Raw genomic sequence first — 26137 nt, forward strand, 5'->3', positions numbered from 1 at the left:
TTTCTATTTTACTTCTTTGAGGTTGGAGTGTCAAGTTTTATTATACTATATCATTTTTAGGCTTTTTATCTTCCGTTTCATCGGAACAAGGGGCATACTCTTTGAGCGAATCGGCGTTTATGTGATAAAACTTTTTCGTCCATTTGTCTTTCGACTTGCCCTGCTTTCTGATAGGGTATGTTCTGCTTCCGTCTTTTGACAGCATAAGCACGTTCTCGTCAGCAAGGGCTTCACCTATGGACTTCGCAGAAAGCCTTGACGAAAAAACATTTCTTAATTCCTTGCCGCTGATGATAAAGCTTCCCTCAAGCTGATCATCGTAATAACGAGGACCTTCGTCAAAACATATTGCGTTACGAAAATCTTTAATATCGTCATAGACGTTTTTCGAATTTAAAATAGCGGTGGCTACTTCCTCGACTATGTTTCGAGAGGAGGCATATTCGCTGCTGCGGTTTTCAAGGTAACGCAATGTGTCATCTATCTGCACTTCGATAGAGTTTTCGATAGAACGGCGCCTTGTGATCATTGTCATATCATCGTTCGAAACGCTTCTGATAAACTCACAAAATATATCGCAGGTGCAAAACAGTAAGGACTTTATAGCATAGTTTCGGTTAAAGCCCGAATACCTCACAGCCTTGTTTTTGTGATTCTTCACATCGCTAAGCTTGCTGTTAAGATCTTCGCTAAGTCTGTCATAATTTTTGCAGACCCACTCGATAGAGCACCGCACCATTTCAAGATACTGATCTTTATTACGACAAAGCTTGTTGATCTCCTTCGGCGGTATCGGATCTTTAAGATTTACTACAAGACAGCGATTTAGCGTGCTTGAACTTTTAAGCAGATATTCACCCGTCACAAAAAGCATACTTTCATTTTTGATCCTTTTGCCGTCACGGACTATCTGCCCCGGAGTTTGAACACGTTTGAGATTTTCCTAAAGTTTCTGTTCGTTATTCTCTCTTTCTCTGTTGGAATCAGTGCCGCAGAGGTCGTCAATTGCCACGCAACAATGCTTGTACTCGAATATCTTGTCGATCTCGCTTTTATTGCTGTGCAGATTTATAATATTTGGACTGCCCTCGAAATAATCTACAAGCAGTTTGGTTATCGCAGATTTTCCCGAACCCGAATCGCCGTAAACGTAAGTGTTGAACTCAAATCTGCTTCTTTGCGATTCGTCTATAAGTGGCATTATGAATGGCGTAAGTGCCGCCATAAGCAATACGCCGGGTATATTATCTGAATCAAGAAAATCCGATACCCACGGCATAAATTCAGCATTTTGCGTTGACAGCGGGCGTTTAAATTTTGCGAGGGCTTCGTTCTGCGGTGCTATATCAACGCCTATACGTTCCGTATCGCCAATAATGCAGTTGCCAAGCAGAAAAACGTAATGCGCATCGGAATCTTTCTCTGCGGGAAAGCAATTATAGCCCTGGTCGAGAGAATATCTGATTCGGTGTTCCACATTAAGAATAGCTCCTTTAATAGTTCCCGACAAAAAATCGTTGCAGGTGCTTTCTCTTTTATTAAATTTGACCTCATTACGAGGGATAAATCGCATAGCTTTTTCAAGACCGCTGCACGGAATTACCGCCGTGTAGATTTTTTCGCCGACCTTAAATGCGACCTCTACATAGCAGTAACCTGGGACATCTGCCGTCAATGACTTTACTTCGTAGTAATCAGTTATTTCTATAAGAGCGTTTGAAAAATGCTCGCCGTGATAGTAGATACCGTCCGGACCTGCTGAGTAGCCTTTGGGGTAATTTCTTATTATCATAAGTAAGATCCTTTCGAATTTAAGTTTACTGTATTATATCACAGCAGAAAGGATCGCGCAACCATTGTCTTTTTTTCAATATTTACACTATCCGTATTTTTTATATAATATTCCGTAAGAAAATCGTGCTAATATTAAATTTAAAGACAGTAAAAAATCAGAAATATATATAATCTGAAAATAAAAATCAATATTATGAAGGGAAATGCTATGATAAAAAAAGAATGTGAAAAAATACTTAATTTTGATTTGAAGTTTTTGGAAGAGGCAGCGTTTGATTATCCGCAATGCAAAGCGTCTAAAAACGACTATATTGAGCTTTCAAGTCTGCTAACAAATAACAGAACACAAATGATGCTTTTAGACCCAAAATCCGGCAACGATGGATCATCGAATATGATACCTGAAGAGAAACATTTTCAATTTGTGTATCCTAATAAGAAAGGAACAATTTCTGACTATGGTCTGGTATGTGCCAAAGAGCATGCTGCTAGCAAAAGTATTCTTGAAAAATTTCTGAATGCAGAATTAGAATATAAAGAAGAAGACAAAAACAGTTTATTCGGATTGATAAACAGATATGGATTTCTTTTTCCTGTATATGACAGCGAAGATGTAAAATATGAGGATGTTGTTTCGATCATAAAACGACTTAAGACTGTCGCCGAACTGATCACAGAATTATCCATACTGAAAAAATCAGCGTTAACAGATGGTCAAAAGGGAAAACACATAGGTTCAAAGGGCAGTACATTTGAAAAAGTTCTTGGCCTTACGTTAATGCTGTTAACGTGTCCCACAATAGAGATACAAATGAAAAACTTTACATATAGATCTTATGAAGATAACTATTATCGCCTATTGATCAATGCTTATATTCCATCCGAAGAATATGGAAGTTGGAGTTTAAAAGAAGTGTATAGCGACGATGATATGTTTTTTGATCTAAATACTGAAAATGCCGATTTTAAGCAATGGATGGATAATATGAATATGGCATTCGGAAAAAAAGTTAACGATAATTCAAACTCTGAGGATACTAAAGATGATACAGATTCAGGCTTCAAGAATAAAAAAATTGATGGCAATAAAGTTGTAAACGAATTTAATGAAATGCTCAGAAATTCTACAGGAAAGACCGTGATCGAAGATCCGACAAACCAAAATTGGCTATTCTGCCAGAACACATTGATTTTTAATAATGACAGAAATAAAAATAAACATCTCATAAGAACTCGTAAAGATCTCAGAATAGCTTCTTTTATACAGGCGTATTCACTAGGCGTCGGACTGATAGAAGGCTGTTCCGTGAAAGGAATAAAGCACCAAGATGAAGAAAAAACGAATTATGATAATATTAATGAAGATATGAGAGATGCTTTGATAAAGATAGCGACAGATGTTGTCAAGACAGAGATAAATTACAATATCCAAAATGTGACTGTACAATTTGACCCGCTTGACACTCATTGTTTAAAAATCAAATTCAACACTCTTCTTGAAGCTTTATATTACTCGCTGGCGTTTTGTTACAAAGCAGATAAAACTTATAAACGATGCGAAAAATGTGATACATTTTTTCTTATATCGTTGGGAGATTCTAAGAGAACAAATTGCGGTAACAAACGGGATCATAATAAGAACTCTAAATCGCCCGCCTCCAATAAATAGAATCTTCTGCTTGATCTTACCATAAGTGAAGGACATCTTATTGCAAGCAGTTAACATACTATATATGTAAATTATAAAATATACTGTAATTTTACTATGAAAAAATAAGTTTAAAAACCACAATGATAAGGGTTCAACCGTTACCATTGTGGTTTTTTTCGTAAGTATTTCCGCCGAAAATTGGTTTTGCTTGGTGAAGACATCTTGAAGAATACTTGTTTAGCATAATCAGTGTTAAAATTGATAAAACATTTAATTGATTTAATGCTCATTGACAAAAAGCGGGAAATAGTGTATAATAAAATAGTATATTTGTACCCAATTTTGTAGAAATGGTTGATTAGATATAATGAGTAGCTATTTTGATATAGTTTCTTATGAGGAACTATTAAATGAGATTAAATATGTTTATCGGTCAGATGACCGACCGTGGATTATTGGATATAGTGGAGGAAAAGATTCCACTACTGTGGTAGAACTGGTCTATGAAATGCTTAAGTCACTTGCTCCACAGTATAGGCACAAGAATGTTTACATAATATCCTCTGATACACTTATTGAAAATCCTTTGATTAAGATATATCTTAACAAAATGAATAACCTTCTCGGAGAAGCTGCTGCAAAAGACAGGCTCCCTATTAAGTCATGCATGGTGACTCCAGAATTCAACAATACATTCTGGACGAATATTATTGGTAAAGGCTTTCCTACACCAAGAATGAATGGTACATTTAGATGGTGTACTGACAGACTTAAGATTAAACCAAGTGCTGATAAGATAAAAGCAATCATGGCTGAGGAAGACAAGGAAGTCATAGTTCTTCTAGGTGTACGTAAAGCTGAAAGTATTGCTAGAAAACGACGTATTGAGGGTCGTGAACTTACAACACGTATGCTTAACAGACATGAAACTATTCCAAATGCATATGTCTATAATCCGATAGTTGAACTGACTACTGAGGATGTATGGACTGTTCTTCTTGAACACAATAGTGGCAGAACCCCGTGGGGATCAGATAATAGTGAACTTGTTGCCTTGTATTCTGATGCTGATAGCGGCGAATGTCCGTTTGCAGGAATGTCGAATTCAGGACAAACACAGAGTTGTGGTCAGTCAAGATTTGGCTGTTGGTGTTGCACCGTTGTTAAAGAGGACAAATCACTCAATGGGTTTATTAAAGCAGGACACCGCGAGTTGATTCCGTTAGCAGAGTTTAGAACATGGCTCATGAGTATAAGAGATGTTGATAAATATCGAGAAAAAAAGCATAGGGATGGCACCGTTTATGCGGATAAGCATGGAAATAAAGGGTACGGTCCATTTACCTGGGAAGCGAGAAAACTTATCCTTACGAAACTTATTGAAACGCAGAAAGCTATCAATTATGAGCTAATTACTCTCGACGAACTTAGAGCAATAGATGAAATATGGGATCGTGAGCTGGATCTTTCACGCAGAGTATTAGTAGATCTATACTACGATCTTACAGGTAAAAGACTTCCTTGGGATAGTTATAAAGAAGCACTTATAAAGTCAGATATTGTTGACCGTATTGAAAATATGTGCAAAGAATATAATGTCCCGAATGAACTTGTAAAGAATCTTTTATTATCAGTCCACCAAAACAAAAACTACTCAAATCCGAAAATAATGCGTAAGGATCTTGAAAAACTTTTGAATCAGCAGTGGCTTCATTTTGATATACTGAAGGAGATAGAAAATGCAGATAACGAAACTGGTGCTTATTAATTTTAGCTCCTATGAGGGCAGAACTGTATTTGACTTCACCGTAAAAAAAGAACAGCCTATAATACTGATAGGTGGTCTTAACGGTGCAGGAAAAACATCTATCTTCACAGCTATTAAAATTGCGCTTTATGGTCCTTTAGCTTTTGGTTATACTGGTAATAATACTTTTTATAGTAAGAAAATCAGAGGATTTATAAACGATAAAGCATTTCAAACGCAACCATTTACATCAGGAATTTCTATAGAAGTAAAGGTGAAAAAAGAGAGAGAAATAAAATATTATACAATTAATCGCAATTGGCATATTATTGACTCTAAAATAGAAGAATCTTATAGTGTTTATGAAGGAAACAAACCTCTTGAATATACTGATAGAATACTATTCGAAAGCTATATTTTAAATATCATTCCAATTGATTTGTTCGAGTTTTTCCTTTTTGATGGTGAAGAAGTCGGTACTATATTTGCTTCTGATGGATATAACAAGTATGTAAAAAATGCTTTGCTAACAATGTGCGGCATTGATGATTTTGAAATACTGCAACATTTCTGCAGAAATTATAACGGTAGAATAGAAAGCAAAGAGGAAATGGATCTTAATGATCAGTATCAAAACTTAGTTGATAAGATTGCTGAAACTGAAAAAGCGATAACTGTGTGCGAATCCATATTTAATGATAATATGCAGAAGATGGGTACTCTTCGGACCATTATTGAGCAGCGTGAAACGGAGTTCGTTCGTTCTGGAGGACTACCACCAGAAGAAGTCAAAATACTTGAAAAAAATGTACTTAAATATGATAAAGAACGAGAGGTCATTGCGCAGGAAATAAAGTCGTTTTTTGAAGATTTGATGCCGTTTTTCATTATGAAAGACATGATTCCTCAGTTAAAACAACAGATCAAGTATGAGGAGAAGGCTTCAATTCACGAGTATATCATCAATATGCTTTCCAAAGAGTTCATCAGCAATATCGTTGCTGATAAAACAAAAAAAGACAACGATATTTCTGAAGCTCTTTATGAAGCTATAGTGAAAAAATTCGAAGTGGCTAATGGAGCCTTTGATGAGATGATATTTGATTTTTCAAAGGCTGAAATGGGACAGGTATTGAATCTTGCTGATGCAATTACATCATTTGATTCAAAAGAGATTACAAAAAAGATAAATGATAAAGATAAAATGGTCAAGAGAGTTAGGTCTATCAGGAAAAGATTAAAAAACGCCTTGTCTGAGGAAGATGCAAAAAAATATACAGATGAGATAGAACGTTCTAAACAGGGCATAGAGCGTTTGGAGCTTGAATCTTTACAAAAGAAAAACGAAAAGATAGAACTTGAATCAAAGTTACAGGTGCTTAATTCTGAACTTAACTCGTTGCGCGAAAAGATACGCGACAACGTCCAGAAAAGACATGTATTGGATCTTAGTACAAGTATTTCACAGATGATGGAGCGCTTGATTAGCGACAGTATGATCAGTATACGCAAACAACTTTCTAAAAAGATAATAGAGAATCTTCAGCAAATCTATCGTAAAGATAATCTTATTTCTATAATTGAGATCTCAGAAAATTTCAAGTTTGATTTGTTTCAAACGCAGCAATTTACTATGGATGAGCTAAGATCACTTATAGCCAATGTTGGTGCCAAGGACTTCTTGGCTATTATTGGTAGTGAAAGTGTAAGAAAGCTTTGTAGACACTTCTCTGTTAATGAAGCAGAAGGTCTTAAAGATGCTATTCTCTCCTGTGATAATAATGATGAAGAGATAGAGCTCTATAGAAGAGTCGACTTAAATACACTTTCAAAAGGAGAAAGACAAATTTTCATTCTTGCTCTTTATTGGGCAATTATTCAGATTTCGGGAAAGCATATTCCGTTCATCATCGATACCCCTTATGCTCGTATCGATGCTAATCACCGTGAGGAGATTTCATCAAAGTTCTTCCCAAATATCAGTAGTCAGGTTATTATACTTTCTACTGATGAAGAGATTACTAAGGATTATTATAATATAATAAAACCTTACATATCTAAAGAATATTTACTTAAAAACGATCAGAGCGAAAACAAAACAACGGTAACTGAGGGTTATTTCTTTTAAAGGTGAGTAGAAAATGATATTTAGATTGAAAACGTCAAAGCAGACTCAGGAGATATTTGAGGAACTTGAAAGACGTACCAATTTCAAACCATATACACTAGTAAAACATGCTATTGCATGGTCTGTCGCAGAAAAGACATCCGTAAAAGATTTTAAATCCGATTCAAACGGATTGGATTTAAACAGACAGACCATTACAGGGGATAACGAAGAGTACTTTAAAGCCATGTTTGAGCTTATTGAGGGAAGATTTCTTGGTGAAGATGAATTCTTTCCTAAATATGTGAAAGCTCATATTGATCGCGGAAGTAAGCTGCTTCTTGATATGTACAATCATGCAGGTAGTGTTGATAAGTATATTCTTCATGTTCTGGGGGTTGGTGATACTGTATGATATATCTGGATAGCGCAGCCACATCTCCAATTGATGAAGAAGTGCTGGATGCTATGCTTCCGTATCTTAAAGAAGAATATGGAAATCCATCTAGTAAGTATTACTGCAAGGCAAATAACGCTAAGCAGGCAGTTGAGGAAGCACGTTCTAAGGTTGCAACTTTATTAGGCGCAAAAAGCGAAGAGATAATCTTTACTGCTGGATCCACTGAAAGCACGAATATGATTATTAAGGGAGTTCTTGACTACAGCAAATATTATTGCGGAGGCAAAAATCATGTTATAACATCAAACGCCGAACATAAAGCTACCTTAAACGTATGTAAATATCTAAATGGTGAAATTTATTCCAACAACGATGCTACTATGTCATTGTTTGCTGCTAACAACAAAGTTGACAGGGGCTATAATGCTACATTTGTTGAAGTCGATAAATATGGGATTATATCAACAGAAAAGTTTGAAGATGCTATTACTGACAGAACAGCCATTGCTTCATTCATTTATGTAAATAACGAAACCGGTACTATTAATAATATAGCTGATTTAGCCAAAGTAGCGCATAGTCACAATGTATTGTTTCATGCTGATGTTACACAGGCAGCGGGGAAATTTCCTGTCAATGTAAAAGATCTTGATGTTGATTTCATGTCCGTGTCTGCACATAAATTCTACGGTCCCAAAGGAATAGGTTGTGCATATATCAAATCTGATAAATACGGACTTCCTCCAATAACAGCACTTCTTCATGGTGGTGAGCAAGAGAGCGGAATACGTGCTGGCACACTTGCAGTGCACAATATTGTAGGATTTGGTAAAGCGGCTGAAATAGCTATGCGTGATATGGAGAAAAACTACAATCATACATGTGAGCTGGATAATTACCTTATCGCTAAACTAAAGAGTTGTGATAATATCAAAATTTTTATTCCTGATGAGTTCAGAGCAAAAGGAATCATCAGCATTTTAATTATGAAAAAAGACTTTAATAACGAAAGATTCATTAAGCGTATTAGTAACGAAGTCGCAATATCAACAGGGTCTGCCTGCAGTCTTGGAGAGCCATCTCATGTTATAAACGCTTTAGGACTTAAAGATCAGACTGGTAAGATACTTAGAATATCTCTAAATAAGTTCACAATGAAAAAAGATATTGACCAGTTTATTTCAGTTTTAATAAAGAATATATAGGATGTGATCGGATTGAGGATTATTGATGCAGTTGTTATTGTTCTAAAAGAAAACGGAAGTCTTACATCCAAAGAAGCCTATGAAAAAATAATCGAAAAAGGATTATACAATTTTGGAGCTAAAAATCCTGTAAATGTTGTAAATTCGGAAATACGTTGTCATTGTGAAGGCTTGAATTTTCCAAGCGCCTCTCCTGTTAAGTATTTCAAGATTACAGGTAAAAAAGGAAAGCACGACCTATATGCGGCAATTGATCCTAACGAACCGAATAGCGAAAACAATCCAAAGAAAATTATATATTCCGAAGAAAATCTTTTACCAGAGGAAAAGATTGATCAAACATATCTTTTTTATAAGAATGGCTTGAAAACCCAGATAAAAGACCGCATTCTTGCATGCCACCCAAGTTTTTTTGAAAGCCTTGTTGTACATCTATTGCTTGAAATGGGATATGGCGTAAATGATTAAGCGGGAAAAGTAATTGGAAAATCACACGATGGTGGTATCGACGGCGTAATATTTGAAGATAGATTAGGCTTGAGTAAAATATATATTCAAGCTAAGAGATATGATCCAAAGAATACGATTGGCAGGCAGATACTACAATCTTTTGTTGGTGCTATGCAGGATGTTCAGAAAGGAGTATTCATCACTACATCAACATTTACAAAAGAAGCGATAACTTATGCAGAAAATCAACAACAAAAAAGTCTAAAACTTATCAATGGTGATCTGTTAGCCGATCTTATGATCACGTATGGTATAGGTCTTGAAAAAATTAAAACGTATACGGTATACAAGCTTAATGAAGATTACTTTGAATAAGTTTATACATTATAAGAATTATATGTAATGGGGTTTTATTATGGCTTTAATGAAAGACAAGCAGCCGGACAACTATGAGGGAGAAAAGAAAGTCTGGCAGTGCATAAAGGATAATCTACCAGAAGATATTCTCTGCTACTATAACAGAGAAGTAAAAGGCAGAGAATTCGATTTCTGCCTACTTATAAAAGATGTTGGATTCATGATAATAGAAGTTAAAGGGTGGGACAAAAGCCATATCAGTGAAGTCGTTTCTCCTGACGAAATAATTATGTCTAATGGAAGCATAGAAGATTCTCCAAAGAAACAGGCAAGATCGTATGCTTTTAAACTCAAAAACATAATGAATGAAAAGTATGGTATAAATCCACTGGTCATGAATATGATCTGTTACCCTTTCCTCTCTGAAATCGACTATAATAAAATTGGGTTAAGTGTCGTTTCAGAACCGGAATACACTCTTTTCAAAGAAGACATTGAAAACAGCTACAACTTTTCGCGTAAAATACTTGGTGTTTATCAGGATTCGCAACAGCTGAATTTTGACAAAATGATTGGTGACAACTATGATACTGCAAGGCATCATTTTGAACCTACATATGTTGTGACTCCTTCTTCTCAAAATATTATTCCTTACTCTTGTCTGTCGGTATTCTCTAAAGGGCTAACTCTTACCAATATAAATGACATTATAACTTCATATTTTAAAGGAACCAAGCAGATAATATTCACACAAGGTGTTTCTGATCTTGAAGTTATAGCAAAACAATTATCAGAAGCTCTGACCAAAAATCATATAATATTAAAAGAATGCAATCTTGCTATAAGCACATCTGGCAACACAGAAACCATTCTCACGATTGAAAACAATAGACTTTCTTTATTTAATTTTGAAGCTTTCTTTATAAGCCAGGATATAGCTGCAAGTTCTTTCCAAGCATATAATGGCAAACTTTCGGAAGAGCAAGAAAATATTCTTTTGACTATTGTGGCTGTTACAAACTTTAACATTGATCAATTTCATATTGAACATGCAGAAATTGGGCGAGATATTCAGGTCAAAGCCGGTGCCGGAACAGGAAAAACTTATTCTATGGTTTCAAGAGTAGCTTTTCTTTGTAGTCATGCTTCTAATTCCGGTGTATTTGACCCTGCAGCTGAAATAGCAATGCTTACTTTTACTGATGATGCAGCCATCAATATGAAATCAAGGCTTAAACAACTTTTTGTAAATTATTTTATACTTACCAATAATACGCAGTACCTTGAAATGGTGACAAGTATTGAGAAAATGCGTATTTCTACTATTCATAGCTTTGCTAAGGAAATTATTTCGAATACTGCTATAACACTGGGCATTGGCACAGAGTTCGCTACTGTTATCGGAAAGTATGACAAACAAAAAATATTCGATCGACTTTTTACGGCTTATTTGGAAGGAGAAAACAAACACAATCCTATATTCTTTAATGTTCTTCCGGTTAATATAGAGGATTTTCGTAAGCTGATGCTTGATATTTCTAATAAGCTTTATGAAAAAGGTTGTGACATAAAGACTCTCGATATGACTTCATGGGGAGATGCCCCAGATAACATGCCGTACCTAAATAGAATAATTGAAAAAGTAGTTGTAGAGACTGAAAAAGAGTACTCAAAGTTTCTTATAGACAACAATGCAGTGGCATTGTCTGAATATATGATCCATCTCAACAAGTGCATAGATAATAAAGCATTTAACACCAATCTTTATGAATTCAAATATGTGTTTATAGATGAATTTCAAGATACGGATGATGCACAGATAGCATCATTTGTTGCTATGCAAAAAAAACTTGGATTCAATTTTTTCATTGTAGGTGATCTTAAACAGAGCATTTACCGTTTTCGTGGTGCGACTATGACTGCTTTTGAAAAAATGGGATGCAATAAAGAGAGGTGGCTTTCGTTCACTTTAAATCTTAATTACAGAAGTGACAAAAGACTCTTAGACAGTTTCGCTAAAACTTTTTCCTACATGAGCAGGATGGATCTGCTTAAATATGATCTAGCTACTGATGTTCTAAGAGGTATCAAATCTAATAACATTAGCGAAGATCTACTTGTTGTTCCGATTTCATATAACAATTCTGACAAAAATAATTCAACAAAATACTATGATATGCTATTCAACGTTATTGAACAACAACGGCAGAGAATTGAAATAGAAATGGGAACAAGAGAACTTTCGAAAAATGAACGAACCATAGCTATTCTAACAAGAAGCAACTATCAGATCAATGAAATTTTGAAAGAGGCTAAAAGAAGAGAAGTTGTTATAGAGAGTGACAACAACAGTGAACTTTATAGACTTGCACCGAGTACGGATTTGTGTCGACTGACATCGGCACTCTGCAATCCATATAACCCTACGTATCTTTTTGATCTTATTCACTCAAGGAATGTGAATATTATTTTTGATATTCGTTCTATAATCGGTAAAACTGCTGATGAGAAAACAGATATCTTTATAGATTGCCTTGATAAATTTTATTATTCTGCTATGGGTAAGACATGGAAAGATCTTGTTCGTGATATCCAAAAAGAGCCGGTACTGAAAACACTCAGGCTGATATATGAAGCTACGAAACCTTGGAGAGCTTATGCTCCATCAGATGAGTATATGCAGGAATACTATCGTACAAACTATGAACTTATCTTTGAGGAATTGTCCAAGATGAATAAGAAGAGTTATCTTACCCTTGATTCAATTAATGAGTCTCTTCACATCAACATAATGACAGGAACAGAAGCAAAATCGAGAGAGATCGACATTACTACTGATGATATAAGAGTTACCTGTCTTACTGTCCATAAATCAAAAGGTCTTGAATATGGCACAGTTATTATGCCTGCTACAGATGCTGAAATCGACAAACTTCATATAAATGGACTTGAGGTATCATACATTAATGGTGAAATAGGATACAGCATTTTTACTAATGGTAAGCAATACTCTAATAGTTTTTATGAATCAAAAACGGAAATAAGAGAAATGATGATGGAAGAATCAAGAATACTCTATGTCGCAATGACAAGAGCTATTGACAATTTCATTTGGTTCAATAATATCGATGCCAAGGGAAACAATTGGGGCAAAATGCTTGAGGAAATGAGCGGAGAGGTGTAAGAATATGGGTTTGAAAATATATACATACTCTAATCCTTATGAGATCAGACGTGAATCATACTGGAATGAGATAAAGGATTGCGCTCATTTTTGTGTTTCACAGACTATGGTAAATGGTTTTGAAGATATTTATCCGTCACTTAAGGAAGGCGGTTATCTAACAACTATCCGTATATTGATCAACACGCTTTACTCCGACTGGGAAGATGAAAACATACGAGTGAAACAGATAATGGAAGTTGATAATGCCATTAATGCTCTCCCTCTTGACGAAGATGTGAACGGTAATTCCAGGCGATCCCTTGAATACAATACCAAATCGCTGGTTAAATGCATACGTCTTTTCAAAGAACTGGGACTTGATGCAAATAGCTTTGATACATCACGTCTGAACACAGATCAAAAATATCTTATAGAAATATATAAGTATATTTCTAGCAGAGAAAAAACTTCCTTTGAATTTAAAAGACCTTTCTTATCAGAAATCATAGATGAAAAGATACTGGAAGCACTCAAAACCAAACATAAGAATTTTCCGTATGATAAACTTGATAGACATACTGTTGTTATCCACGGCATACATCAGTTTACACCTGCAATGCTGTGTGCCATTGAGGATATTTCACACTTCAAAAATGTAGTATTGCTTTTTAATTATCAGAAACAGTATGAATCAATCTATCAGACATGGACTAACATCTATTCTCTATTTGAAGAAGGAATAAAATACAGTGATGAACCTGAGTTTAAACCAGTTTCTCTACTGATTGATAGCTATCCTTGTAACACACTTGCTGACAATATTGGAACACTTTCAAATGGTAAGCTTGAAGTTAGGCCAGAAATCCTTAATAATATTGAGGTTATCGAATTTGAGAATACTACGGAGTTTGCTGGTTACTGTGCTAAACTTTTTGAAAACGCACGTAAAGTAAATAAACATAATGGCTCTCATAATCCAGTTCTATATGATATGTCAGAACAATTGTATTCGGCGTCTGGCAAGGTTAATGACATACTTAGAGCATATTTCCCTGAACAATTTGGCGAACGCCATTTCCTTGATTATCCTATTGGTCACTTTTTCGTTGCAGTTGTAGAAATGTGGGACAATGAAAATGAGAGTGTCAAAGTTGAGGATATGTCTCTTATCAAGGATTGTTTTGAATCGGGAATCATCAAAGAAAATGTTCCTGGGGAACTTCTCAATACATTCAATACTATAGAACCGTATATTGAAAAAGAAACAACACTTGTTGGCATTATAAGTTCTCTTAAAAGGCTTCGAAAGTATGTAAATCCGTCTGATAAGAAACTCCAGCGTATAGGATATCTTAATACCAGCAAAGAGAAGCTTGACATACTTAGGACAGCACTTCAAGAACTAAATGAAATAGTTATCAGTTTCTTCTCTGATTTTAGTAGTGGTGGTGATAACTTCAACCGTTTCTACAGGCGTATTCATGATTTTATTGTTAAACGAACGCAAGATCTGGAGTCTCTTGATAAGGAGATGAAAGAGGTTATTTGCAAACTTCTTGATCGTATGAATAAAATAGATCTACCTGATACAGGCACATTTACATGTCTGAAACAAACAATGTCGTTTTATCTTAGTCAAGATGATAATCTAATGCATGGGGCAAACTGGATTGTAAGAGATTTTGAGCAGATAGATGGTGATATTCTTAGAAGTAGCAAACAAAAAGCAGAGAAAACTTGTTATCATTTTTGTTGTCTTAGTGACAGCGATATATGTGCAGCTAATGACGAACGGCTTCCTTGGCCTCTCGATATTAACTTTTTTGAATATTCTTATGAGCCATTAGAAAAAAACTATCAAATATTCCTTAAGTCTAAAATGGAATTTAAGAATTTCAAACGTTATACTTTACTTTACGGATTAGAATTTAACCGCATCGGTTGTAAACTTAGTTATGTCAAGACTGTTGATCATAAAAATAACGAATTATATCACCTAATAAAGATGCTAGGAATTAAAGTGAGAAAATATCATAGTGATACTGTTGATAGCTATATTCCGCATTTGAAGTATAGTAATCCGACAGGAGAGCATTATCCAAAGGATAATGAAGGCGTTGATAAAATCAAATATAGTATGTGTCCATATAGATTTGCTCTTGAAAGTGTTGTGCAAGGTAAAACTATTTTCAGAGAAAGATTTCTTGTAGTATTCTATATGAGAGTCTTATTGCAAAATGCTATTCTCACTAACTACGTTGGAAAGAGATTAAACGAAAATGAACTTAAAAACATTATTATTGAAGAATACCAAATTCTTGATGATAAGTTTAAGATTTCAAATGAATATGAAAAATCCCAAATAATCTCAGAATTGTATAAGTATCTTGTAGGATATCTCAGAAAGCATAACAGTTTTAACAAACCATCTGACATCCATAGATTCAGGGATGACTTTTTGGTAGTAAAATTAGACGATTTTATAAGGAATGCAATGGGTATTGATCTTGAGGTTATTATAAATAACGACGAAGAAAGATACAAAGATAATCGAGGTGTACATTGCAAATATTGTTCGAGTAAGGACATTTGTTTGCGAATAGCACAAAATTAAGCTTTAGGTGGTGATGATATGCTGAAAATAGGAATGTATGTCAGATGTTCGATTGATGTTGAACATCCCAATGAACCAAGAGATTTCATTTCAGGTAGAATAGTTGAGATCAACGATTTTTCCGAGGTAGCCAAAGTGGAATTTTTTGATCTTTTAAATCTTAGAAAATATTATGATGTTCCCAAAACACTGGAATTTCCTTTATCAAAGCTTAATCATTGCATACTTAGAAATGGTTCTCTTGCTGAATACAACGGAAATATGCATCATATTATCCAGCACAATATTGATAAGAGTAATAACTTTATCTACTATTATCTGACTTCTGACACTAGCACAGTATTGAAGATTTGTGAAAAAGATATTAAGGCCACATTTAATTCAAATGATGTATCACCACTGTCACAATTAAAGCGCTTTGAGTTTCAAAATCCTATGTGGTATTTTGGCAGAAGTGCAGTCAATAACGCTATTCATACTATCGATAATGCTTTCTACGGATTTAAGGAACTTGCTGGTTGTAAGATATTTTTAAAGCCATACCAGCTTAAAACAGTTATGTGTTGCCTTTCCGAACCCAGTTGCAGATATATGATAGCTGATGAGGTGGGTCTTGGTAAGACGATAGAGGCCGCTTCTGTTTTAAAGGTGTATTTATCAGATAAGAAAAATAAAAAAGTACTTGTATGTGTTCCTGACGCATTGGTTGAACAGTGGAAGACAGAGCTTGCTTTTAAGTTTAGGCTGTTCAATGGTGACAATCTAAGCGGAAACAATATAAAAATAACTCCGATGAGTCAGATAACGATGACAAATGACAAATATGATTTTATTATTATTGATGAAGTACACTCTGTTCTGGGCAATGATTGCCGCTATGAAACGATGCTAAAACTTAGTCGTACTGCCAATAATGTAATAATGCTCAGTGCTACACCTGTTCAAAGTCGTAGCGAAGAATATCACAAACTTCTTTCGCTGATCCAGCCTGAAAGATATTCTGATATGGGAGAAGAAGAATTTACTGGCTTACTTGAATTACAAAATAAAATAGTCCGCAAAGTACATTCTGCGATAGAGTATCTTGAAGATTATAAAGAAGTTATAAGGGATTCTGATAATGAACATAATGAAGATACTCGCGAAGCATTTGACGAACTTGTTGATACACTTGAGGATATAGCTGGAAAAACAAAAGATAAAATGATCGAAGAAGATATTGAAAAACTCAATTATGAAGCAGATAATTTTTCCTTGATAAATCTCGAAAGGATGGTTGCGTATATCTGTGAGGCATACCAAATTGAAAAATGTGTAATACGCAACAGAAAGAAACCAGAAGACACAAACAACAGAGTTCTTAAAGAGATATCCTATGAAATGGATTCTGACTTCAATAATACAGAATTTAGGGTTTATTCATTACTTTCTGAATGGATATCTAGTAATAACTTCAACAAAAAAGAGTTTGATACAATGATACTGCCTCTTATCAGTGCATTTTTTAGTTCATCAGAGGCATTTTCTGATGAGCTGAAAAGGATCCCTTCTGTTCCTGTTGAAATCAGAAGATTGACTGATAAATGGATATCAGAAGACATAAAAACAATTGAAAAAATAAGAAGTATTCTGGATGACCCTGTGGATTTTATGTCAAGAATGGTTACCATCTGTGATTATCTAGAACAGGAAGCTTACGATAAAAAGGTACTTGTATTCACACATTTTACCGGAACGCATAAGCTGTTTCGTAGATTGTTGACCAAAGTATTTGGTGAAGAACATTGTGCTTTTTTCTGTGAAGGGATGTCACCTGATGAACTGGAACTTAATACTTACCGTTTCCAAAATGAACCTGGTTACCGTATAATGCTTTCTGATGAAAGCGGTGGTGAAGGCAGAAACTTCCAAAAAGCAGATGAGCTTATTTGTATAGACCTTCCATGGAGCGCTAATACACTTGAACAACGTATAGGACGTCTTGACAGAATAGGAAGAGACAAAACTAAAGATGTAGTTTCTGTAATAGTTTATGCAAATGACTCTGTAGAAAAGGATCTTGCTGATATATGGAACAAGGGTCTTAATATGTTCAATAAATCACAAAGTGGTCTTGAAATCATAATGAATGATATTGATGAACAGATAAGAAACGCCGTTATGAGTGATTTCAAATATGGTTTAGCTTCTATTGTTGATGACATGATCGATGAAATCAAAAAGATAGAAAAGCGTGTAAAAGAAGAACGGCATTTTGACATAACAGCATACGCATATCAACACATAAATAGCGAAATTGAGAAAACTGTAAAGCGCTATAATGAAAATGAGAGAGAGCTGTTCCGCAATTCTATGATGTCATGGTCACATCTTGCTGGATTTCACGGAAATAAAGTTGTGGATGATGTAGTGAGATTTAATGCATCATCTTTCTCACCTAAATCAGCATACAACACACTGTTTGTTCCTCCTGATATGGATGCAATTATAAATGATAAACTAAATCAGATGCAAAACCACATAAGAGTGCTTAATGGTGATAAAGCTATACAGAATGATAGCTACTCTATTCAGGGAACGTTTGAACGTAATTTGGCTTTAGAGAATGATTACCTTCATTTCTTTGCACCTGGTGATGGGATTTTTGACAGTATAGTGAACAATGCCGTATCTGCATATAAAGGAAGGTGTGCTGCTGTTGCTATTCGCAGCGAAATTAACTGGGAAGGGTTTGCGTTTAATTGGTATATTACTCCTGATGAACTACTTTTACTACAGAATGGTATTTCATTAAAACAGATCAATCAATACCGTGGTTTTCTTTCTTCGAAAATAATCAGCACATATATATCTATGGATAGAATGTGTGTAGAAACAGACCGCAGTGTTATAAGAGAATTTGAAAAATATTTCAACATACCAGTATCACAACTGAAAAATTATGTTGCAAACTTTGGCAAGCGCACGCCTTCAAATGATTTTCTTGATATAAGTAGAAAATTTGCAAGTTCAAATCTACTGTGGTTTAAAAGAACTCATTCTGTCGGAGAATGGGTAAGCAAAGTAACAGCTTGTCATGATGTTGCAAAAAAACAGGCTATTCAAGAGTTTCATAAACTCAGACGAATAGATCTTCTAAGTGATACGCTTAATAGAGAATACAGCTCAATATGTGTCTCAGCAGAATATTTCCATAGAGATATTGACCTTACAGAGAAAATGAGAGTAAATGAGCTAATACTTAAATCATTTACTAAACCGAGAATCGTGCTCGATTCAACATGTTACATAAGGATGATTAATCGATGACAGATCATGATATAATTCATAAGGTTCAGGATTTTTTTGATAATCCGGATATGAGAGTTAATAGCACAGACCTGCTAAATGGCGACAATGTCAATACTGCTGTGGCTGATCGTATGATAAACGCTTATCAGCGCTTTATGTCTAACCAAACTTTTGAAAAGCAGATAGAGTTTGAATGTTCTTTAAGAAATTTTCTGCTTTTTCTCAAAACAAGCGTAACAATAAAAGGCTATAATTTGTTGACACCAAATCGTTTTGGTTTGAAGGTAAATTACTCAAACGATAGCATCTATGCTAATTTTGAGCTTCCTAACTATGTTAATGAAACCTTTGTAAGAACTACTTTTGACAATCAGCAAGTACAAAAAGTTGCGGATGATACAGCAATCAAGGCGGTTAATCCATATATCTACAAACTTACTAAACAAAAATTTAGGACTTTCAAATCCATAGAACAACAACTTGCTGTCATGGGAGCACTTCGCGTTCCTGCTGGCTATACTGCTATGGTCGCCATGTCCACTGGCGGAGGAAAAAGCCTTATTACGCAGACTGTTTCCTATCAGTATGACAACAGTCTGACAATTATCATTGTCCCTACGATTTCACTTATGCTTGACCAGCAAAGAAACGCTTCAAGTATAATTAAACCTGATAATAAGGAAGAGATAATGTACTATCACAGTGGATGTAATGTCGATGAATTGATCTCCGCACTTGATGAAAATCTTGTCAGAATGCTCTTTATTTCACCAGAAGCTTTGATTAAGAACATTAGGATACAGGACAGCATTCTCAAAGCAAATTCAAAAGGCTATTTAAAAAACCTTGTTATAGACGAAGCACATATAATCATTGAATGGGGGGCTTCATTCCGCGTAGATTTTCAGTGTCTTGATTCTTTCAAAAGACTTCTGGTAAAAGATAACCCTTCTCTTAGAACTTATCTGCTTTCAGCTACTTTCAGTAAAAAAGTTGTTGACAATCTAAAAATGTTCTATGGAGATGATGAGCGCTGGATAGAGATACGGCTTGATGCACTGAGAAAAGAACCGCGTTTTGACATTATAAAGTGCAACTCATATACTGAAAAGCACGATAGGATCAAAGAGCTTGTTTGTAAGCTTCCACGTCCTATGATAATATATGTTAATTCTCCTGATGATGCTGAAAAAATACAACATGAATTAGCCAAAGTTGGATTTGACAATACTAGGATTTTTACTGGAAAAACAAAATCAATTGATCGCGAACGTATTATAAACGAATGGATAAGTGATAAATTTGACCTGATGATAGCCACCTGCGCATTTGGTGTAGGTGTAGACAAAAAAGATGTAAGAACAGTTATTCATTCTTATATTCCATCAAGCGCAGACCAGTATTATCAGGAATGCGGACGTGGTGGACGTGATGGTCTTCCATGTCTAAGCGTTATGCTCTATACCGATGACGATATAAAAGCAACTATGTCAATGACACAAAAAGTTCTTACCGTTGAGAAATTATGTGGACGTTGGTTTAGTATGCTTAACAACCGCAAAACTAATATTCGATTGGATTCTATTGTGATAGATACATCTGTTAAACCTAATTACAGTGATACAGATTCTTTCTATGTTGACGTAAATAATGCCGATATCACATGGAATGTTTATGTTATTCTATTGCTTAGAAGAGCTAGAATGATCGAAATAACAGACGTGAAATATAGCGACGACAGGTATATTTTCAATATAAAGCTAATTGACAAACGAATAAGATTTGATTGTGAGCAAACCATTAAGATCTTTAATAGTATACGTGATGATGAAAGTAAAAGTATCTATATTGAAATAAACGAATTGACATCTAAATTACGAAGAGTAGGAAAAAGCTGCTGGTCATCAATGTTCAATGACATCTATCTTCTTACCGAGGAATACTGTGCTGGATGCAATAATCATAACAATATAAGATCAGAACGAGGAAATCATTTTCCATTAAAAAAGCCCATTTTCTATCCTGTATCAATTCCAGAAGGAAAACTATGTGATGTTATGACTGGCACTAAAGAAATGCTTATAATTTGTGAAGAAGATTCTTATGAAATAATACAAAATTTACTGATCGATGCTGATATCATAATCATACCTGATGAGTCTGAATTAGCAGTTAGGTTATTAAGCTGTAAAATTATAAAACCCACACAATACTACATGGGGTATAGTGAATTCTTTGAACTTAGTCGAATGAACAGTTACTACTATCTTTCAGGAAACATCGTTTTTTATATTGGCGATGATCAAGAACTTGCTGAGAGAGTACTGAATATATCTCATGACAAGGAATACAACCGTGTGTACATAGTAAACTCCGATTTTTATATTACTAGGCGGAACAAGAACATATCCGAACTGGTAAATGGAGCTTGTAAGTATGACTATATTATTAAGAGGGAGCTGACATAATGTTTTTTAGTCCTATAAAGACAGAGCCTATTCCAGAACGTGTCCTTTCGATAAGTCAGATCGTTGCTGATAAAGGTCCAATAGATGAAAAAGAGCTCAATAATATTCTAATCCCATCAGAATTGAACACTGCTAAGACCTCTTACTTCAGACCTGTATTAGACACAGCCAAGGAGCTGAAACTTATAGATTATAATGGCGAAAATAAAATCATTTTCACTGGTAATAAAGATACTATAAAATCATTAACTTCATTTCGTCTATTTTGTAACTCGATGGTTTTTAACGATAGCTCTTCTGATTTTTATAAAGTAATCTCTTGCTTTTTGGGGGCAGACGACAAATGGTTAAGTTATGGTTCAGTCACTACTTCTACTGAAGTTATAAGACTTATAAATGCCGAAACAGGAATACCTTCTCTTAAACTTGAGAAAGATGTAATCCTTGGTGTTAGATTTTGGATCAACTTTCTTGGCTTTGGATTTTTTCAGGAACAAGCTAAAATCTTTCTTCCAAATATGTACATAGCATTGAAAGATTTCATGCTCCTCGGTAATATTGAAAAAGACAAGGAATATTCTGTTGAGGATTTCCTCAACAGTCTTCACCACAGTTCGTCTGTTGCATTAAAAGGTGCCAGAATAAAACAAACGTTGAATCTTGCCATGTCAAATGCTCTTAGACTAATGCATGATAATAAAGAAATTGAACTTGAAAGACATCTTGATAGTGAAAAAACATGGCATCTGTTTCCAAATGATGAACATGAGTTCACTTCTGAAGTTACACATATCATTATTAAAAAGGTGGTGAAGTAATGAATACGGCTATTGCCAAAAAGAGAATCAATCAGGTGTTAAGAATAGATTCTATTGATAGTACGGACAGTGATTTTCTTGCAACCCATGTGCCTTTTCGCAAAATAGTAGTTGGTACAAAATCGGGGAATCAGTTCGAGGAAACTTATAGATCTGAAGAATATATATACAGGGACATCTTTAATAATGAACTAACGAAAAATGAACATCAATTTGTTATAGTTGAAGGCTCAAGTGGTGCTGGTAAATCACATTTTATACGTTGGTTATATGCTATGCTTTCTGCCAAAGAAGAAAAAGATGATGTAGTTCTTTTGATACGAAGAAGTGATAACACACTTAAAGGAACTATCAGACAGCTTCTTGATATTAAGGAAGTTAAAGAAATATCAAACAAAGAAGCCTACGAACGTCTTGTAAAAGCAAATAAAGCTATTACTGAAAATAAGTTTAAGTCAACCATATACCATCAGTTCATAGTCGAAATTGAGAATGATACCAGCGAGATGTTGAGCAGCATGAAAAGAAAAAAACTTGTTGCTTTACTTAATAACTCTTTATTTCAAGAAAGGCTAATGGCTGCAGGCGGTCCAATAGACAGGCTCTACAACAAGATAACAAGTTCATCATCTAGTATTGATCTTGATTTGATCGCTCAGTTTACCAAAGAGGACTTAACACTTGATATTGATTTTACCAACCAATTAGATGATGCTGACAAAAAAGCGCAGGACTTTGCCGACAACCTTTTAGAAGGCGGCGATGATGATTTTATAGTGAAAATAACAGAATATATGAATTCTTTTGTTGAAACTGTAATTCAGACAAGTGCCGGCATTGAACCAGGCGATTTTCAGCAGATATTCAAAGAAATTAGACAGGAATTAAAGAGAAAGGGAAAAAATTTAATACTGCTAATAGAAGATATTACTTCATTTACAGGTGTTAATCAGGCTCTACTTAACGCTCTTGTAACTGGTCATACAGGTTCAAATGAGGTGGACAACTTATGTAGACTGATCTCTGTTGTAGGTACCACAACCCAGTACTATAATCAATTCAGAGATAACTACCGTGACCGTATCACAAAGCAAATAACAATACATGACGGCGTTATCGGGGAAAACAAAAGCGACCTTGTTCAATTTGTAGCCAAGTATCTTAATGCTATATCTCTCGATAGCGAAGTTCTTGATGAATGGGTAAAAAATGGTGCTTACTCAGAAGAAATGCCGGTTTATGAAGACGATGATCATGACTATTGGGATAAATTTAAACTGGCATCGGGAAGGCAAATATCTCTTTTCCCTTTCACTAAAAATGCGATTATAAATCTATACGATGCTATGTCAAACCATAAAACGCCGAGATATATTCTAAGGGATATTATAGAGCCTGCTGTAAACGAGGTATTATATAATATATCGACATTTCCTAAATTTTGCTTAGGTTGGCGTTCTTCACTTCCTGAATCTATTGAAAACAGAATAGGAAATATAGTTCAATCTATAAAAATACCTCAGGAACAGAAATCTGATTACAGAAAACGCTTGGTTACTTTTATAAGTTTTTGGACAGATAAAACACTTGATGTTACGAGTAATGGTCGCATTGCTGGAATAAATACAAAGATATTTTTCGAACTCGATTTTAGTGATTTTGTAAGCAAGCTCACAAGCACGACAAATGTCAAGAATATACCGGACTACGTAGATACTTTAGTTACTGCTAACGACCCTCTAACCAAAACAAATGACACGGATAGTATAAATGATGAAGCTGCTGTTGAAGCGGAAGTTCAGGCTCAATCTTCAAATCCCACATTGAAAGAGATCCTTAAAATTGATCCGAAAAATCAAAAAAAATATGATTCATTCAAAGAAGAAGTGTTTGCTTGGCATTATGATGGTGCCAACCTTATGGGCTTTGTAAATGTTCGTGAGCAAATTAGCAATTTTGTTTATGATGCAATCAATTGGCAGCAGGAAGGAGTTCCGCTTGATTCAAAAAACAGATTTAAAGATTCTGTAGGCAACAGACTAATAGGGTTTGAAAGGCAAGATCAAGGCATTAATAGATGTATTGTGATACTCCGTGATACAGACGAGACATATCAACTTCTTCTCTGCTTTGGTAAGTGGCTCTATCTAGGAAATAAATCGTGGAATTTTCCCGATTCAGCTTCAGCAATCTACCTTGCTACCTCATGGTTGCAACGAAACAAAGATCGGTTTGTAAATGTTATAAAGGATGTAGATAAAGGTTCTGCCATTCCTGCATACATCAAGGCAGCTATGATTGAAAAAGTGTACAAGTTAATAATCAACGGAAAAATAGGTGATACAAAACTTAATCATCTAGGAGATGAAACATTTCTTCGTGCGGATAGTTTAAAAAATAAATCGGCTGAATTTTCAATAGGGCACTCTCGTGCGTGGTACGACTTGCATCAATTTATATATAATGACCCTAAAACGACCGACGCATATACAGCTTCTGTCAGATACTTTAACCTTATTCAGGGTATGTCGATCAACACAGATAGCTATGTGCTAAATTATTCGCTTTATCAAGCTGCATTGAAAGAAATTCGCAAATCAAAATATATCCTAGATGAAAATGATGTTAATATCAAGGATAAGAAAGAAATTTTTGAGCTGGCACAAAAAGTAATTACTAAAGTAAAAAAAGTAGTAGTAGAAGAAACCAATCTTGCACATGAAACTGCAGCAAATATACTTGGCTTTTTTGAAAACATTGACATGGAGGATGAGATGGACTCAAGTGATATTCGTGATCTCATCAATGATATTCAAAGCTTTTATCAACAATGTTTTATTGCGGGGGTCAATATCAGCAGTAATAATGTCAATTTAGAAGAGCTAAAAAAATCGGCGCCAAAAATCGTACAGGCCATGAGAATACTTCAAAAGGATTATTCTGAAGATGAAGATATTTCTGTGTTATATTCCTTCTCATCAAACCCAATAGGCGTTGTTTTACCTTTTCTTAAAACACTGCAAAAAGTAAACAATGATATTGATACCGCTTATGGTCAGCTGCACAGTGAAAAGGAGAATTTGACACGTAAAGGCAACTGGAACGATAATGTTGATCCTCGTTTTGAACAACAGAAAAAAGATTTTGAAATTTTATTAAAGTCATTAAAGGGGGTGGAGTAGTGCTACATGAAAAAATTCAGTCAACCATCGCTCTAATTGAAGATGTTGTTGATAATAGGCAGAAAGAGAATGATAACGCCAATGCTGCCAAAAGAAATTCTACTTTTTTCGACAGCTTAACAAAACTCACCCCGTCTCTTACATCCTATGTTCTTGCGAGGAAAAAATTTAATTTTTCCTTGCAATCAAATACTGCTACTTATTTGCAGTATCTCATGAGTTATTCAAAGAAAACATTTGACAATTTAAAAGCTGTAAGCCCTGGGATTTTTAAGCAGAAATCAGAAACATTTATAGCTTCAATTTCAAAAGAATGGGAAACTTTCTATAAAGCAAATATCAGCGAGTTAATAAATAGTCTTAACATCATTGTCCTTGTTCATCCAGAACCTAATGTTGTAAGAGGTTGTATTGCTGCTATTAATAAATGTGAAAAATGGCCATTGACACAGGAATGTATTAATTCATACGATGTAGCACGACAAAAAGCTGATATGCTTCTGGAAGAGATGAAGTTTGATAATGAAATAATGACTTTTCTCATTAAAGTTCGTGATAAGAGGGCTACTCTTACCGACATTACACCTTCAATTTTGGAATGGATCCGTGCTGAGAATATTGCAGATAAAGTAAGTTTGAGCATTAAAAACACGCTATAATAAAGGACACTAAACATCCGAAATGCAAAGCCATCTTATACCTATATATGTAAATTATAAAATATACTGTAAATTTACCATGAAAAAATAAGTTTAAAAACCACAATGATAATGGTTCAACCGTTACCATTGTGGTTTTTTTCGTAAGTATTTCAGATTTTCTGTCTATATATAAATGGGAAACCGCTGCACCTTTTTTGTCATTTTTAGGATACCTCTCCCCCTTAC

The 26137-nt window shown here is 34.8% G+C and carries 16 protein-coding genes; 14 read left to right on the top strand and 2 right to left on the bottom strand.

Annotation, left to right across the window (positions count from 1 at the left end):
- Positions 1-40: 40 nt before the first annotated feature.
- Complete coding sequence (locus LI114_RS09705; protein WP_227220502.1) at positions 41-865, bottom strand: hypothetical protein; 825 nt, start codon at positions 863-865, stop codon at positions 41-43.
- A gap of 78 nt (positions 866-943) precedes the next feature.
- A complete protein-coding gene (locus LI114_RS09710; RefSeq protein ID WP_227220503.1) occupies positions 944-1792 on the bottom strand; it encodes a hypothetical protein in 849 nt (282 codons plus the stop codon).
- 210 nt (positions 1793-2002) lie between these two features.
- On the opposite strand from LI114_RS09710, the gene LI114_RS09715 reads away from it, so the two are divergent.
- The 14 genes from LI114_RS09715 to LI114_RS09780 all read left to right on the top strand — a co-directional run bounded on the left by LI114_RS09715 (position 2003) and on the right by LI114_RS09780 (position 25909).
- Positions 2003-3463, top strand: coding sequence for a hypothetical protein (locus tag LI114_RS09715; RefSeq protein WP_227220504.1), 1461 nt, complete (start codon positions 2003-2005; stop codon positions 3461-3463).
- A 349-nt stretch (positions 3464-3812) separates the two neighbouring features.
- Positions 3813-5213: a DNA phosphorothioation system sulfurtransferase DndC gene (gene dndC / locus LI114_RS09720; protein ID WP_227220505.1), complete on the top strand. Its 1401-nt coding sequence runs from the start codon at positions 3813-3815 to the stop codon at positions 5211-5213.
- Complete coding sequence (dndD, locus tag LI114_RS09725) at positions 5185-7320, top strand: DNA sulfur modification protein DndD (protein ID WP_227220506.1); 2136 nt, start codon at positions 5185-5187, stop codon at positions 7318-7320. The genes dndC and dndD overlap by 29 nt, the downstream gene beginning before the upstream one ends.
- Positions 7321-7333: 13 nt before the next feature.
- Positions 7334-7714, top strand: a complete 381-nt coding sequence (locus LI114_RS09730; protein WP_117903517.1) for a DndE family protein — start codon at positions 7334-7336, stop codon at positions 7712-7714.
- On the top strand, positions 7711-8904 hold the full coding sequence (locus LI114_RS09735) for a cysteine desulfurase family protein (protein WP_117903515.1): 1194 nt from the start codon (positions 7711-7713) through the stop codon (positions 8902-8904). The genes LI114_RS09730 and LI114_RS09735 overlap by 4 nt, the downstream gene beginning before the upstream one ends.
- 12 nt (positions 8905-8916) lie before the next feature.
- The gene (locus LI114_RS09740) at positions 8917-9372 is read left to right on the top strand and encodes a hypothetical protein (protein WP_227220507.1); all 456 of its coding nucleotides are present in this window, start codon (positions 8917-8919) and stop codon (positions 9370-9372) included.
- A gap of 12 nt (positions 9373-9384) precedes the next feature.
- Positions 9385-9729, top strand: a complete 345-nt coding sequence (locus LI114_RS09745; protein WP_227220525.1) for a restriction endonuclease — start codon at positions 9385-9387, stop codon at positions 9727-9729.
- A gap of 40 nt (positions 9730-9769) precedes the next feature.
- On the top strand, positions 9770-12895 hold the full coding sequence (locus LI114_RS09750) for a UvrD-helicase domain-containing protein (RefSeq protein ID WP_227220508.1): 3126 nt from the start codon (positions 9770-9772) through the stop codon (positions 12893-12895).
- A 4-nt stretch (positions 12896-12899) separates the two neighbouring features.
- Positions 12900-15491 carry a hypothetical protein gene (locus tag LI114_RS09755; protein WP_227220509.1) on the top strand — a complete coding sequence of 864 codons (2592 nt, stop codon included), beginning with the start codon at positions 12900-12902 and terminating at the stop codon, positions 15489-15491.
- A gap of 18 nt (positions 15492-15509) precedes the next feature.
- Positions 15510-18800 carry an SNF2-related protein gene (locus LI114_RS09760; protein WP_227220510.1) on the top strand — a complete coding sequence of 1097 codons (3291 nt, stop codon included), beginning with the start codon at positions 15510-15512 and terminating at the stop codon, positions 18798-18800.
- Positions 18797-21250 (top strand): DEAD/DEAH box helicase, encoded by a 2454-nt coding sequence (locus LI114_RS09765; protein WP_227220511.1) that lies wholly within the window; start codon positions 18797-18799, stop codon positions 21248-21250. Before LI114_RS09760 ends, LI114_RS09765 begins: the two co-directional genes overlap by 4 nt.
- Positions 21250-22068 carry a hypothetical protein gene (locus LI114_RS09770; RefSeq protein ID WP_227220512.1) on the top strand — a complete coding sequence of 273 codons (819 nt, stop codon included), beginning with the start codon at positions 21250-21252 and terminating at the stop codon, positions 22066-22068. Before LI114_RS09765 ends, LI114_RS09770 begins: the two co-directional genes overlap by 1 nt.
- Positions 22068-25250, top strand: coding sequence for a hypothetical protein (locus tag LI114_RS09775; protein WP_227220513.1), 3183 nt, complete (start codon positions 22068-22070; stop codon positions 25248-25250). The genes LI114_RS09770 and LI114_RS09775 overlap by 1 nt, the downstream gene beginning before the upstream one ends.
- Entirely contained in the window at positions 25250-25909 is a 660-nt protein-coding gene (locus LI114_RS09780) for a hypothetical protein (RefSeq protein ID WP_227220514.1), read from the top strand. Before LI114_RS09775 ends, LI114_RS09780 begins: the two co-directional genes overlap by 1 nt.
- Positions 25910-26137: the final 228 nt, after the last annotated feature.

This window comes from Ruminococcus sp. 210702-SL.1.03 (genome assembly GCF_020559915.1).
GTDB lineage: Bacteria > Bacillota > Clostridia > Oscillospirales > Ruminococcaceae > YE71.

Coding starts and splice junctions, on each gene's coding strand:
- LI114_RS09755 (WP_227220509.1), top strand. CDS start 12,900: ATGGGTTTGAAAATATATACATACTCTAATCCTTATGAGATCAGACGT.
- LI114_RS09770 (WP_227220512.1), top strand. CDS start 21,250: ATGTTTTTTAGTCCTATAAAGACAGAGCCTATTCCAGAACGTGTCCTT.
- LI114_RS09775 (WP_227220513.1), top strand. CDS start 22,068: ATGAATACGGCTATTGCCAAAAAGAGAATCAATCAGGTGTTAAGAATA.
- LI114_RS09760 (WP_227220510.1), top strand. CDS start 15,510: ATGCTGAAAATAGGAATGTATGTCAGATGTTCGATTGATGTTGAACAT.
- LI114_RS09765 (WP_227220511.1), top strand. CDS start 18,797: ATGACAGATCATGATATAATTCATAAGGTTCAGGATTTTTTTGATAAT.
- LI114_RS09715 (WP_227220504.1), top strand. CDS start 2,003: ATGATAAAAAAAGAATGTGAAAAAATACTTAATTTTGATTTGAAGTTT.
- dndC (WP_227220505.1), top strand. CDS start 3,813: ATGAGTAGCTATTTTGATATAGTTTCTTATGAGGAACTATTAAATGAG.
- LI114_RS09735 (WP_117903515.1), top strand. CDS start 7,711: ATGATATATCTGGATAGCGCAGCCACATCTCCAATTGATGAAGAAGTG.
- dndD (WP_227220506.1), top strand. CDS start 5,185: ATGCAGATAACGAAACTGGTGCTTATTAATTTTAGCTCCTATGAGGGC.
- LI114_RS09710 (WP_227220503.1), bottom strand. CDS start 1,792: ATGATAATAAGAAATTACCCCAAAGGCTACTCAGCAGGTCCGGACGGT.
- LI114_RS09730 (WP_117903517.1), top strand. CDS start 7,334: ATGATATTTAGATTGAAAACGTCAAAGCAGACTCAGGAGATATTTGAG.
- LI114_RS09750 (WP_227220508.1), top strand. CDS start 9,770: ATGGCTTTAATGAAAGACAAGCAGCCGGACAACTATGAGGGAGAAAAG.